This is a genomic window from Paraburkholderia sp. (genome assembly GCF_035501035.1).
Lineage (GTDB): Bacteria > Pseudomonadota > Gammaproteobacteria > Burkholderiales > Burkholderiaceae > Paraburkholderia.
Genome location: NZ_DATJWR010000208.1, coordinates 1 through 12,807, shown reverse-complemented (window position 1 = coordinate 12,807; position 12,807 = coordinate 1). Strand labels below are relative to the sequence as shown.

At 66.7% G+C, this 12,807-nt stretch carries 12 protein-coding genes; 8 read left to right on the top strand and 4 right to left on the bottom strand.

Annotation, left to right across the window (positions count from 1 at the left end; translation table 11 throughout):
- The first annotated feature begins 309 nt into the window (after positions 1-309).
- The 4 genes from VMJ11_RS14815 (at position 310) to VMJ11_RS14800 (ending at position 6,819) form a co-directional block, all read left to right on the top strand.
- Positions 310-555 carry a hypothetical protein gene (locus tag VMJ11_RS14815; RefSeq protein WP_325620144.1) on the top strand — a complete coding sequence of 82 codons (246 nt, stop codon included), beginning with the start codon at positions 310-312 and terminating at the stop codon, positions 553-555.
- Positions 556-885: 330 nt separating this feature from the next.
- Positions 886-1,731, top strand: a complete 846-nt coding sequence (imuA, locus tag VMJ11_RS14810) for a translesion DNA synthesis-associated protein ImuA (RefSeq protein ID WP_325620143.1) — start codon at positions 886-888, stop codon at positions 1,729-1,731.
- Positions 1,640-3,292 carry a DNA polymerase Y family protein gene (locus VMJ11_RS14805; protein ID WP_325620142.1) on the top strand — a complete coding sequence of 551 codons (1,653 nt, stop codon included), beginning with the start codon at positions 1,640-1,642 and terminating at the stop codon, positions 3,290-3,292. The genes imuA and VMJ11_RS14805 overlap by 92 nt, the downstream gene beginning before the upstream one ends.
- A 17-nt stretch (positions 3,293-3,309) precedes the next feature.
- Positions 3,310-6,819, top strand: a complete 3,510-nt coding sequence (locus VMJ11_RS14800; protein WP_325620141.1) for an error-prone DNA polymerase — start codon at positions 3,310-3,312, stop codon at positions 6,817-6,819.
- A 58-nt stretch (positions 6,820-6,877) separates the two neighbouring features.
- On the opposite strand, the gene VMJ11_RS14795 is transcribed toward VMJ11_RS14800, so the two are convergent.
- Entirely contained in the window at positions 6,878-7,798 is a 921-nt protein-coding gene (locus tag VMJ11_RS14795; protein ID WP_325620140.1) for an SDR family oxidoreductase, read from the bottom strand.
- A gap of 11 nt (positions 7,799-7,809) precedes the next feature.
- Positions 7,810-8,016: a heavy-metal-associated domain-containing protein gene (locus tag VMJ11_RS14790; protein WP_325620139.1), complete on the bottom strand. Its 207-nt coding sequence runs from the start codon at positions 8,014-8,016 to the stop codon at positions 7,810-7,812.
- Positions 8,017-8,167: 151 nt separating this feature from the next.
- Here VMJ11_RS14790 and cueR point away from each other — a divergent pair, with 151 nt between their 5' ends.
- From cueR to VMJ11_RS14775, 3 genes are all read left to right on the top strand, one after another.
- The gene (gene cueR, locus VMJ11_RS14785) at positions 8,168-8,593 is read left to right on the top strand and encodes a Cu(I)-responsive transcriptional regulator (protein WP_325620138.1); all 426 of its coding nucleotides are present in this window, start codon (positions 8,168-8,170) and stop codon (positions 8,591-8,593) included.
- 292 nt (positions 8,594-8,885) lie between these two features.
- Complete coding sequence (locus VMJ11_RS14780) at positions 8,886-9,035, top strand: DUF3563 family protein (protein WP_325620145.1); 150 nt, start codon at positions 8,886-8,888, stop codon at positions 9,033-9,035.
- Positions 9,036-9,293: 258 nt separating this feature from the next.
- Positions 9,294-9,575 carry a hypothetical protein gene (locus tag VMJ11_RS14775; protein ID WP_325620137.1) on the top strand — a complete coding sequence of 94 codons (282 nt, stop codon included), beginning with the start codon at positions 9,294-9,296 and terminating at the stop codon, positions 9,573-9,575.
- A gap of 36 nt (positions 9,576-9,611) precedes the next feature.
- On the opposite strand, the gene VMJ11_RS14770 is transcribed toward VMJ11_RS14775, so the two are convergent.
- Positions 9,612-10,457 (bottom strand): 23S rRNA (adenine(2030)-N(6))-methyltransferase RlmJ, encoded by an 846-nt coding sequence (locus VMJ11_RS14770; RefSeq protein WP_325620136.1) that lies wholly within the window; start codon positions 10,455-10,457, stop codon positions 9,612-9,614.
- A gap of 223 nt (positions 10,458-10,680) precedes the next feature.
- Positions 10,681-11,652, bottom strand: a complete 972-nt coding sequence (locus VMJ11_RS14765; RefSeq protein WP_325620135.1) for an aldo/keto reductase — start codon at positions 11,650-11,652, stop codon at positions 10,681-10,683.
- 288 nt (positions 11,653-11,940) lie between these two features.
- Here VMJ11_RS14765 and VMJ11_RS14760 point away from each other — a divergent pair, with 288 nt between their 5' ends.
- Positions 11,941-12,744, top strand: coding sequence for a 3-hydroxybutyrate dehydrogenase (locus tag VMJ11_RS14760; protein ID WP_325620134.1), 804 nt, complete (start codon positions 11,941-11,943; stop codon positions 12,742-12,744).
- Positions 12,745-12,807 lie beyond the last annotated feature (63 nt).

The following is a 12,807-nucleotide window of genomic DNA, read 5'->3' as shown; positions in this document are numbered from 1 at the left end:
TGCCGCCGGCTATAACTTGCGCTGGCTGTTGCGGGCAATGGTTCGGCTGGGGCTGAAGGCCGTTTTGTTACGTCCAATGTTGCTGACGCTTTGGGTTTCATTTTCTGGAAGGCAAACCCTTGCGCGAGTGCGCTACGCGCCTATCCGCGCGTTCCCAGTGGGCTGGTGAAATTTGCAGGGGCGACTACGTGCTGTCGGCCAAGGAAAACCAGCCGACGCTGCTGGCGAACATGCGCGAGCCACGCGAGATCTGCTTACGCGAACTGCTGCGGTTCAGGGCGAGCGAATGCCGTGAAGTTGAGAAGGGCCATGGCCGCATCGAGACGCGTCATTGTGTTGGATGCCTCGTTTGGTGAGGATCAGTGTCGCGAGCGCGTGAACAACGCCGCCCAGAACTTCGCGATCCTGCGGCGTATCGTGATGAACCTCCTGCGACCGGACAAGAAAGCCAAAGGCGGCTTGAAAATCCGGCGCATGCTCGCCTGTGCAGACGACCGCTATCTCGCTCGACTTCTTGGCTGGCAAGCCTCCCCGGTTAATTTAAATATCACTTAACGTTTCCTGCGATGGCCCTGTGACGCACGTTAAGCCCGCTCCTGTGCCGACACTGTGTGATCCGGCTGTGTACCAGCCACGGCTAGCGGCTTCTGCTCGTCGTGCCGCCGCTGCGCCTCGGCAGCGTCGCGATAGCCTGCAACGCTGTGGGCATCTCCTCACATGACGGCGCATGCCCACGACGATTTCCGCTTCGGCAAATCCCACCTTCCTGCAATCCCATAAAATACTGTATAAATATACAGGTTGAGGCGCGCCGGCCTCTTTTCTTCCCATGCCCCATTTCCCGTCGGGCAGGGCGGAGCATTCCCATCAACCAGGCCCCGAATCATGGCAGCAGCACTCCAGTCCACCGCGCAACTCGCCGCGCACCTGCCGCCCCGGCTGCAAAGCCGCGTGTGGCAAGGCGACCAGCTCGCCCACGCCAGCGAGCGCACGGTGCCGAGCGGTCACGCCACGCTCGACGCCCAGCTCCCCGGCGCTGGCTGGCCCGCGGGCAGTCTGACCGAGCTGCTTGTCGAGCAGGGCGGCGTAGGCGAGATGCGGCTTGTCGCGCCGGCGTTGCGCGCGCTCACAGCACAGGCGGGCCGGCACGTGCTGCTCGTCGCGCCGCCGTGGCGCCCGTACGCCTGCGCGCTCAAGGCGTGGGGGCTCGCGCTCGAGCGCGTGATCTGGGTGCGCGCGGCCGACGACGAGGCCGCCTGGGTTGCCGAGCAGGCGCTGCGCCAGGAAGGCATCGGCGCCGTGCTGCTCTGGCAGGCCAGGGCGCGCGCCGATGCGGTGCGCCGCCTGCAGGTCGCCGCCCAGGATTCGCAGGCGCTCGCGTTTCTCGTGCGGCCGCTCGCCGCGCGCAGCCAGTCGTCGCCGGCGCCGCTGCGCATGACCTGCTCGCCGGTGCCGCCGCCCGCCGACACGAATCTGAACCGCCGGCAATGGATGCAGCTCGCCGCGTTGTCCGTCGACATTTTCAAGCGCCGCGGGCCACCGCCCGCTCAACCACTCGTCATTACATTGCCGCTGCAGGACGCGGTGCTGCCCCAGCCGGACGCAGCATCCATCGCCATGCCGTGGTCCGGGGTCAATCATGCTGTGGATCGCCGTCACCTTGCCGCTGTTGCCGTTGGAGGCCGTCAGGCCGCCGGTGGCGTCGCCGTCGTTCCCGTCGCCTCCGTTTGAGGCGGGCGAGGTCGATGCCGATACCGATACGGCGAGCCCGCCGCGCTGCTACGCGCTCGCCGACCACACGCGCATCCTGATCGCCGATCTCGACGCGCTGCGCCTCGGCGTGCAGCCCGGCAGCACGCGCTCGCATGCGCTTGCGCTCGCGCCGGGCCTCGTGCTGCTCGACCCCGATCCGGCGCGCGAGACCCGCGCGCTCGAGGCGCTCGCGCTCGCGTTGCTGGCCTATACACCCAAGGTGTCGCTCGCGCAGTCGCACACGCTCTTGCTCGAAGTCGGCTCCGGGCTGCGTCTTTTCGGCGGCGTGCGCGCGCTGCTCGCGAGGGTTGCGGCGACGGTGGCCGGCTGCGCGCACGTCGCGCGTATCGCCTGTGCGCCCACCGCGTGGGGTGCGTGGGCGCTCGCACGGGCCCGTATGGCCTGTGCGGCCCACGTGGCCGGCGTGGGGTCTGGCGGGCAAGCGCCGCGCCGCTGGCACGTGCTCAAGGAAACGACGCTTTCGCGCGTGCTCGACGCGCTGCCGGTCACGCTCGCGCCGTTCGCCGCGCAGCACGATCACGCGCTCACGCAGATAGGCTGCGCGACGCTCGGCGATTTGCGGCGGCTGCCGCGCGCCGGCATCGTGCGGCGCTTCGGCGACGGCGTGCTCGGCTGGCTCGCGCAGGCGCGCGGTGAGGCGCCCGATCCGCGCGTCTGGTTCGCCGCGCCGCCGTCGTTTCACGCGTCGCTCGAATTGCAGGCGCGTGTGGAGAGCGCCGAGGCGCTGCTCTTCGCCGCGCGCCGGCTCGTGATGCAGCTGGCCGGCTGGCTCGCCGCTCAGCACGCGGCGCTGAGCGCCTTCGAGTTGCGTCTCGAGCACGAGCTGGCCTCGCGTCACGCGCCGCGCACTTCGAGCCTCACGATCGCCTGGGCGTTGCCCTCGCGCGACGCCGAGCATCTGCTGTGGCTGTTGCGCGAGCGCCTGAATCAGACCGAGCTCGCCGGGCCCGTGATCGGCCTCGCGCTCGTCGCCTCGCAGGTGAGCGAATACGCGGCGCCCACCGACACGCTCTTTCCGATGGCCGAGGCCGCCGAGGCGTCGCTTGGGCAGCTCTTCGAGCGCATCGGCGCGCGCCTTGGCGAGCAGAACGTGCTGCAGCTCTTCGTCGAGGACGATCACCGGCCCGAGCTGGCGATGTCGGCGCGGCCTTACCGTGAGCGCGGCGCGAAGGGCGCGAAAGGTTCGCGCACGCGCAAGTCGCGCAAGGGACAGGAGGAGACCGGCGCAAACGCGCCCGTGCAGAGCGCCTTCGATCTGCCCGAGGTGCCGCTGCCCACGCAGCCGCGTCCGGCGTGGCTGCTCGAAAAGCCGCTCAAGCTGGCGATGCGCGGTGACCGGCCGGTCTATCGCCGTCCGCTCAAGACGCTCACGCGCACCGAGCGCATCGAGTCCGGCTGGTGGGACGGCGAGGGTGTCGGGCGCGACTACTACGTCGCCGCCGACGACCAGGGCCGCATGTTCTGGCTGTATCGCGAGCGCATTGGCGGCCAGTGGTATCTGCAGGGGCTTTTCGGCTAATTTTTGGCAAACGGATCATGTCGACCAGCGGGACGGGCGCGCCGTCGCCCACGCAGTCATCCACGCAGTTGCCCGCGCAGTTTCCTGCGCAGTTGCCTGATTACGCGGAACTGCACTGCCTCACCAACTTCACCTTCCTGCGCGGCGCGTCGCGCCCGGGCGAGCTGGTCGAGCAGGCGATCCGCCACGGCTACCGCGCGCTCGCGATCACCGACGAATGCTCGTTCGCGGGCGTCGTGCGTGCTTACAGCGCGCTCAACGAATACGACGAGGCACGCAGGAAGGCGCACGACGAAGCCGTGCGCGAAGCTCGCGAGCTTGGCGGTAACTCAGCCGCTGCAGCATTGGGCCCGTTCGAACCGTCGCTGCATTTGCTGATCGGCAGCGAGCTGAATCTCGTCGACGCGAATGACGAAAAGGGCGCGCCGTTCTGCACGCTCGTCGCGCTCGCGATGAACCGTGAAGGCTACGGCAATCTTTGCGAGCTGATCACGCTCGCGCGTTCGCGCGCGCAGAAGGGCAGCTATCGCGTGCATCCCGGCGATTTCATCGCGCCCGAGCCGGGTTTCGAGCATCTGAAGCATCTGCGCGACTGCGTGCTGCTGCTCGTGCCGCAGCGCACGGCCACGCTCGCGCAGACCTTGCGCGCCGCGCACTGGCTCGCGGGCTTCGCGGCGGAACGCGCCTGGCTTGCGCTCGAGCTGTGGCAAACGGGCGGCGACGATACGCAGATCGAGGTGCTGCGCCACGTTTCGCAGGAGAGCGGCCTGCCGCTCGTCGCGGCGGGCGGCGTGCTGATGCACGCGCGCTCGCGCAAGCCGCTGCAGGACACGCTGAGTGCGATCCGCGTTAGCAAGCCGCTCGCCGCATGCGGGCGTGCGCTGGAGCCGAACGCCGAACGTCATCTGCGCTCGCGCGTGCGCCTTGGCGCGATTTATCCACGCGAGGCGCTCGACGCGACGCTGGAAGTCGCGCGCCGCTGCACGTTCTCGCTTGGCGAGCTCGCCTACGAATACCCCGAGGAACTGGTGCCGCCCGGCGAGACGCCCGCTTCGTGGCTCGAAAAGCTCGTGTTGCAGGGCGCGGCCGAACGCTGGCCTGACGGTCTGAACGAGAAGCGCAGCAAGCAGATCGGAGAGGAACTCAAGCTGATCGCCGAGCTGAAGTACGAGAAATATTTCCTGACCGTCCACGACATCGTTCGCTACGCGCGCGAGCGGAACATCCTGTGCCAGGGGCGTGGGTCGGCTGCGAACTCGGTGGTCTGCTACTGCCTGAAGATCACGGAGATCGATCCGGTGCGCATGAACATGCTCGTTGCGCGCTTTCTATCGCGCGCGCGCAACGAGCCGCCCGACATCGACGTCGACTTCGAGCATCAGCGCCGCGAGGAAGTCATCCAGTACATCTATCGCAAGTACGGCACGCGCCGCGCCGCGCTTGCGGCGACGCTCATCACGTATCGCTCGCGCAGCGCGCTGCGCGACGTGGGCAAGGCGCTCGGGCTCGACAACGCGCTTGTCGAAAAACTCTCTGGCGCCCAGCAGTGGTGGGACGGCCCCGATTCGATCGCGCGCCATCTGGAGGAAGCGGGCTTTTCGCCGGACTCGCACGTCACGCAGCAGCTCATTCGCCTCACACGCGAGCTGCGCGGTTTTCCGCGCCATCTCTCGCAGCACGTGGGCGGTTTCGTGATCGCGCGCGACAAGCTCTCGCGGCTCGTGCCGATCGAGAACGCGGCGATGAAGGACCGCTATGTGATCGAGTGGGACAAGGACGATATCGACACGCTGCGTCTGCTCAAGGTGGACGTGCTCGCACTCGGCATGCTTTCGGCGATCCGGCGTTCGCTCGAATGCGTCGCGCTAAGGCGCGGGCTGCCTGAGTACCGCGTGCAGGACATTCCGTCCGAGGATCCTGCGGTCTACGAGATGTGCTGCCATGCGGACACGGTCGGTGTGTTCCAGATCGAGTCGCGTGCGCAGCAGAGCATGCTGCCGCGTTTGAGGCCGCGCGAGTATTACGACCTCGTGATCCAGGTGGCGATCGTGCGCCCCGGGCCGATCCAGGGCGACATGGTGCATCCCTACCTGAAGCGCAGGCATGGGGAGGAGACGGTGGAGTACGCGAAGGATGAGCTGCGCCCGGTGCTCGAACGCACGCTCGGTGTGCCGATCTTCCAGGAGCAGGTGATGCATCTCGCGATGGTCGCCGCCGACTACACGGGCGAGGAAGCCGACAAGCTGCGCCGCGCGATGGCCGCATGGCGGCGCGATGGCGATCTGCGGCCGTATCAGGCCGATCTCACGCGGCGCATGCTCGAGAAGGGCTACACGCAGGCGTTCGCCGATCGCATCTGCAAGCAGATCGAGGGTTTCGGCGACTACGGCTTTCCGGAGAGCCATGCGGCGAGTTTCGCGCTGCTCGTCTACACGAGCTCGTGGCTCAAGCGTTACGAGCCCGCGGCGTTTCTGGCAGGACTGCTTAACAGTCAGCCGCTTGGCTTCTATTCGCCTTCGCAGCTCGTGCAGGATGCGAAGCGTCACGGTGTGCAGGTGCGCGCGCCCGATATCGCATTGAGCGACTGGGAGTCGGTGCTGGAGGCGCGCCGCGCGCCGGGCCAACGGTTCGACGCCGACGCGGCCCGCGCGCGTCGCGCCGATGCGGCGCGTTATCGCGCGCTACTGAGCGCGGCCGTCTTGATCTTGACGCAGAGGGGAAAACGCCAGCGCGGCGGCAGGCGTCGCGGGTTCATGCAGGGCCTCAGGTGCGTCGTGCGCTCGCGCATTGCGCTTGCGCCACGGCGTTATGGGCGTGGTGGCCCGGCCGTGCGCCTCGGCTTCAGTCTCATCAAGGGCTTTTCCGAGGATGCAGCCCGGCGTGTGATGGAGGCGCGAGCGCGCGCACCGTTCTCCGATGTCGACGACCTCGCGCGCCGCGCGGCGCTCACGCGGCGCGAGCTGGAGGCGCTGGCGGCGGCGAACGCGCTCGTGAGCATAGCGGGGCACCGTCGCGAGGCATGGTGGGCGGTGACTGCGCAGCACACTGTGCCCGCGCTGCTGCGCGATGCCCCCGTTGCCGAGGCGCCGCTCGCACTGCCGCGCGCCTCCGAGGGCGCGGAGATCGTCGCCGATTACGCGAGTTTGCGCCTCACGCTGAACCGCCATCCGCTCGAACTGCTGCGGCACGGCCTTGCGAAGCAGCGCTTTCGCACAGCGAAGCAACTGGCGCACTGCCGGCACGGCATGCTCGCGCGCGTATGCGGAATCGTGACCGTGCGGCAGCGGCCGGGCACGGCGAACGGCACGATCTTCGTTTCGCTCGAGGACGAGACCGGCAGCGTCAACGTGATCGTGCACGCGGCGCTCGTCGAGTCGCAGCGCAAGGAGTTGCTAGGGGCTTCGCTGCTGGCGGTGGCGGGCGTGGTGCAGCGCGAGGGCGAGGTCGTGCATCTGGTCGCGCAGCGGCTGGAAGACCATAGCCGGCTGCTCGGGCGGCTCGCGACGGAGAGCCGGAATTTTCACTGAGGGGCTGAAGGGCGAGCGCGCAACGGCAGGTTATGCGCCGTTGCGGCTCGGCTTGCCGTTACGCGTTTGGCTCGCCGTTCTTCCTGAACGCGTCGAGCACCGCGCGAATCGCCACGTCGAAGCCGGTGCGGCGACCCATGCCCAGTTCCTCCAGGCGGCTCGAATCGAGGTGGCAGTCGCGCGGGCGGGGTGTCGAGTCCGTGGGCGTCGGCTGCGCGAGGAGGCGTGCCTCCACGCCGAGCGCCTGCGCGATCCGCCGGGCGATCTCGTACTTCGTCATCGGCTCGTCGCCGGACCACTGCGCGACGCCGCGCACGGGCTCACCGTCCGCGCAGCGCAGCAGCAGTTCGCGGATCACGAACGCCACGTCGGGCGTGAACGTGGGATAGCGCGTGGCCCACGCGTCCATTGGCGCCGCGCTTGCGCCGGGTTGTGCCGAGGCGACGACGGCCGGCACGAGGCTCGTAACCGCCGACTCGTGCCAGCCGACGATCGGCCCATACAGCAAGGGCAGGCGCAGCACGAGGGCGTCGTCGCTGGTTTCGAGCAGCGCGCGCTCGCCTTCGAGTTTGCTGTGGCCGTAGGCGTTGAGCGGGTTCGGTGCGTCGTCGGTGCGGTAGGGCGGATGCGTGCCGTCGAAAACGTAATCGGTGGAGATCGACAGCACCCAGGCGCCGCGCCGCCGCGCCGCCGCGGTGATGCTGCGCACCGCCTCCACATTGAGCGCGCGCGCCGCCGCCGGATCGTGCTCGCACACATCAGGGCGGCGCTCGGCGGCGGCCAGCACGATCGCGTCGGGCGCTTCGCGCTCGACGAACGCGTTCACGGCCTGCGTGTCGCGCACGTCGAGCACGCTGTGCCGCGGGCCAGCGTGACGGAACGCGGTCGGCACGACCTGCCAGGCGGTTTCGGCGGCCAGCTCGCGAACCACGGCGCGCCCGAGCAGGCCGGACGCGCCGATCACGGCAACCTTGAACATGGCGCGGCCTGTCAGACGCTGGACGCGCCGACCACCGTGTAGCCGGCTTCGTCGATGGCGGACTTCAGGACATCGGCGCTCTGGTTCGATTCGACCTTCACGCGGCCGGCGGCCAGATCGATCTCGACCTTCGCCTGCGCGTCGTGTTCGTGGATCGCGCGCGTGACGGCGCCGACGCAGTGCTGGCAGCTCATGCCTTCGACGTTGAACTGGATCATCGTGTCTTCCTTTTTCAGAGAGTGAGGCTCGTTGCTAACTGGATATGAGGCCGCCGCCGGATTATGCCAGCCGGTCCACGCCGTCGCGCTGGACCTTGCCATGATGGGAAGGTGTACGATCGGGCCATCGATCGAACAGCGGGAGAGCGGCGTGAACATTGGCGAAGCGGCACGTGAATCGGGCGTCACGGCAAAAATGATTCGTTACTACGAAAGTGTCGGATTGCTGGCGCCCAAAGGGCGCACCGACTCCGGCTACCGGGTCTACGGCATGGAGGAGGTGCATTCGCTGCGCTTCATCCGCCAGGCGCGCCGGCTCGGCTTTCTGGTCGACGACATCCGGCGCCTGCTTGCGTTGTGGCACGATCGCTCGCGTGCGAGCGCGGAGGTCAAGTCGATCGCGCTCGAGCATGTCGCCGAACTCGACCTGCGCATTGCCGAACTGACCCAGATGCGCGACACGCTCGCCCATCTGGCCGCGCACTGTCACGGCGACGATCGGCCCGACTGCCCGATCATCGAGCGGCTCGCCAACGCCAGGCCGCTGGGCTGTCACGAAGCCAACCACACGCACTGAAAGCAGGTGCAACCGGCGCGGGCAAATTGACGCAACCACTTCGGGTCCTCGCACCGAAATGGTGCGATTGTTGCCTGCGGACAGCGAAGATTCATCAACTCGCTCGAAAATGTGCCGATAAAACATGATGTTGCCGATTCATGTAGGCCCATCATTCCAATATGGAATGCACGGCATTCGTGCAATTCACTGGCAAAGTTGGGTGCAACCGTTATAATGCGGGTTATCCCTAACTAGGGTAATCCCTGATGCGAATTCACCGGGGATCGCCGAATCCTTGGAGCACACCATCATGTTTGCGTACCTTCTTGAAAAGCTGAGCAACTGGTTTGAAACCGCCGAACGTCGCCGTCGTGAAACGTATCTCGCGTCGTCGGCTGACATCGTGCAACTCGAGCAGCGTATTCGCTCGATCGAATCGAACGGCTACCAATCGCTGTAAGGCAGCGCTGTTCACGGTTCACAACCGAGCAGTTTCGAGCCCCGCATTGGCGGGGCTTTGTCATTTCTGCGCTGTCGATGGAACAGAGTCTGAGCCTTGCCACTGGGGTAAGGTAAAGTCTTTTTTGCGACAAGACGTCATAGAAATGGAGTCGCTTTCTATCGGGGGCTGTTCATGGTGCAAGACCGTATTTCCCACCCGTCTCGCCGCGCATTGCGCCGTTTTTCTGTTGAACGGGGCGGTTTGATCGCCGCTTTCATGGCATGCGTAAGCGCCAGCGTGCAGGCAGCGCCGCCGCTCGTGCTGAATACGCAGATGGGCATCAGCGACGGCCAGTCGGGCCTGGTGCTGCAAAACGCGCCACTCTCGCAGGAGCCGATGGTCCAGGCGGCACAACCGGCTGGCATCGCGCCCGAATCGTCGCCACCCTTGATCGTCGCGCCGTATGTGGAAGTGCCCGGCGGCAGCGGGTCGCCGAATCCTGCGCCGCGCCCGCCTCATCGTCCGCCGCTTCCACAGCCGCTACCCGCTCCCCGGTGACTCTGCCGTAGCGCCGCATCGTGGCGATCGCGCCGCTCAGTCGCCGCGCGACTCGATGCGAAACTGCGCGCCGGCGTCCTGGCCGAGTTCTTTCACGAGCCACGGCAACGCCTCTTTCATCGAAGCTTCGAGCGTGTAGGGCGGATTCAGGATGAACATACCGCTTCCGTAGAGGCCAAAGCCGTCTTCGGGCGGCTTGCTCACCGAGAGCGTGAGGTGCAGCCAGTTCTTGTCCTGCAGGCGCTTGAGCTGCTCCGGGAAGCGCTGCGACTCGGGGCGCGTGACCTGCGGATACCAGATCGCATACGTGCCGGTCGAGAAGCGCTTGAGGCTTTCCTGGACGCACGCGAGCGTGCGCGCGTAGTCGCGCTTGTCTTCGTACGACGGGTCGATCAGCACGAGCGCGCGGCGCGGCGGCGGGGGCAGCAGCGCCTTGATGCCGTCGAAGCCGTCGCCCGCGTAGATCATCACGCGGCGGCCCGCGTCGTGAAAGCGGTGACGCAGGACGTCGATTTCCGTGCTGTGCAGCTCGAAGAGCCGCATGCGGTCCTGCTCGCGCAGGAGCCGCCACGCCAGATACGGCGAGCCGGGGTAGAAGCGCAGTTCGCCATCCGGGTTCAGCGCCGCCACTTCGCTCACGTAATCCGCGATCGCCGCGGGCAGGTCGGCGCGGCCCCAGAGCTTGCCGATGCCCGTGTCGAACTCGGCGTTCTTCGCGGCGTACCCTTCGCGCAGCGCATAGGCGCCGGCGCCCGCATGCGTGTCGATGTACCAGTACGCCTTGTCCTTGTTGCCGAGGTATTGCAGCAGTTGCACGACTACGGCGTGTTTGAGGACATCGGCATGATTGCCGGCGTGGAAGGCGTGACGGTAGCTCAGCATGATGGGCGGGACACGGGGTCCGGTGAGAACGGGCAAAACGGGAGCGGCGGTGCAGTTGCGCCGCCTGCGGCAGGCGCCGCGCGCTCGCCGAAGGGGCGGCTCGCGCGGCGAGGTCGCGTATTGTACGTCACAGGTACGCCACCGGTACTCCGCCGCAGTCTGTCACCGCGGGCGGCTACGACCTGGTGCGAGCCCAGCCGCTGGTCTCAAGCGCACGCGGGCGTCACTCGTAAGCGTCGCCCACGATCGCCTCGATCTGCGCCTTCACGTCCGGCGTGATCTTCTCGGCTACTTCGCGCGCCTTCATGTTTTCGCCGATCTGCTCCACGCGCGAGGCGCCAGTGATGACCGTGCTCACGTTCGGATTCTTCAGGATCCACGCCAGCGCCAGCTGCCCCACCGAGCAGTCGAGCTGCTTCGCGAACTCGGCGAGCTTGGCGACGATCTCGTTCTTGCCCGGATCCGTCACATTCTTGCGCAGCCAGTCGTAGCCCTGCAGTTCCGCACGGCTGCCGGACGGCACGCCACTGCGGTATTTGCCCGTGAGCAGCCCCGAGGCGAGCGGGCTCCACGTCGTGAGGCCGAGCCCGATGTCTTCGTAGAGGCGCCGATATTCGTCTTCCACACGTCGGCGGTGGAACAGGTTGTATTGCGGCTGTTCCATGACCGGCTTGTGAAGGTGATGGCGTTCTGCGATTTCCCATGCCGCGCGGATCTCCTCGGCGCTCCATTCCGAGGTGCCCCAGTAGAGCGCCTTGCCGCGCGCGATCATGTCGCTCATGGCCCAGACGGTTTCCTCGACCGGCGTGTTCGGATCGGGGCGGTGGCAGAACACGAGATCGACGTAGTCGAGCTGCAGCCGCTTGAGCGAGCCGTCGATGGCGTTCATCAGGTACTTGCGGTTGAGCGTGTGGTACTGGTTGGGCGCTTCGTTCAAGCCCCAGAAGAACTTGGTCGAGATTACGTAGCTCACGCGCGGCCATGCGAGCTCCTTGAGCGCCTGGCCCATGAGCTCCTCCGACTTGCCGGAGGCATAGACTTCGGCGTTGTCGAAGAAGTTGACGCCCGCGTCGCGCGCGGCCGCAAGCGATTCGCGCGCGAGCTTGCTGTCGACCTGATTGCCGTAAGTGACCCACGAGCCGATGGACAGTTCGCTAACCTGCAGGCCCGAGCGGCCCAGTCGCCGATAGTTCATGAATGTCTCCAATCCCATGCCAGATGATTTCTGCCGAGTTCGCAAAACTAGCACGACTTCGGCATTCGCGCAGAGAGGCCTTGCATTGCGCGGGGTGTCCCGCGGGGCGGCGGCGGCGCGGCGAAATGCGCCTTTGCTTGTCTCGCTCGATGCTTTGTGCAAGCGGCTTCATGCACAATAGCGCCGTTGGCCGCGACGCAACATCCGGCCGGATGGCATAAGCCATTCGTCAGGTTTGACAGCGCGTGTGCCGAGGTTTCATCCTGTTCACTTACCTGGAGGTGCACGATGTCGTCTCTCTCTCTGAACACGAAACTCGATGGCAAGGTTGCAGTCGTCACCGGTGCAGCCAGCGGCATCGGCAAGCAGATCGCCCTCACGCTCGCGCAGGCGGGCGCCGCGGTCGCCATCGCCGACCTCAACCAGAGCGGCGCGGACGCCGTGGCCGAGGAGATCAAGGGCGCGGGCGGCAAGGCGATTGGCGTCGCCATGGACGTCACCAACGAAGACGCCGTGAACCAGGGCATCGACCGCGTGGCGGCCGAGCTGGGCTCGGTGGACATCCTCATCTCGAACGCGGGCATCCAGATCGTCAATCCGATCGAGAACTACGCGTTCTCCGACTGGAAGAAGATGCAGGCCATTCACGTGGATGGCGCATTCCTCACCACCAAGGCCGCGCTCAAGCACATGTACAAGGACGATCGCGGCGGCGTCGTGATCTATATGGGCTCGGTGCACTCGCACGAGGCCTCGCCGCTCAAGTCGGCCTACGTCACGGCCAAGCACGGCCTGCTCGGACTCGCGCGCGTGCTCGCCAAGGAAGGCGCCAGGCACAACGTGCGCTCGCACGTGGTGTGTCCGGGTTTCGTGCGTACGCCGCTCGTCGACAAGCAGATTCCGGAGCAGGCGAAGGAGCTCGGCATCAGCGAGGAGGAAGTCGTCAAGCACGTGATGCTGGGCGGCACAGTGGACGGCGTGTTCACGACCGTCGAGGACGTCGCGCAAACGGTATTGTTCCTCTCGGCCTTCCCGAGCGCCGCGTTCACGGGCCAGTCCTTCGTGGTGAGCCACGGCTGGTTCATGCAATAACGCACGCATCGAGCGCAGGAGGCGCGGTCATGGCGCAACGCAAGAAGGGGCAGGTTCAGTCGA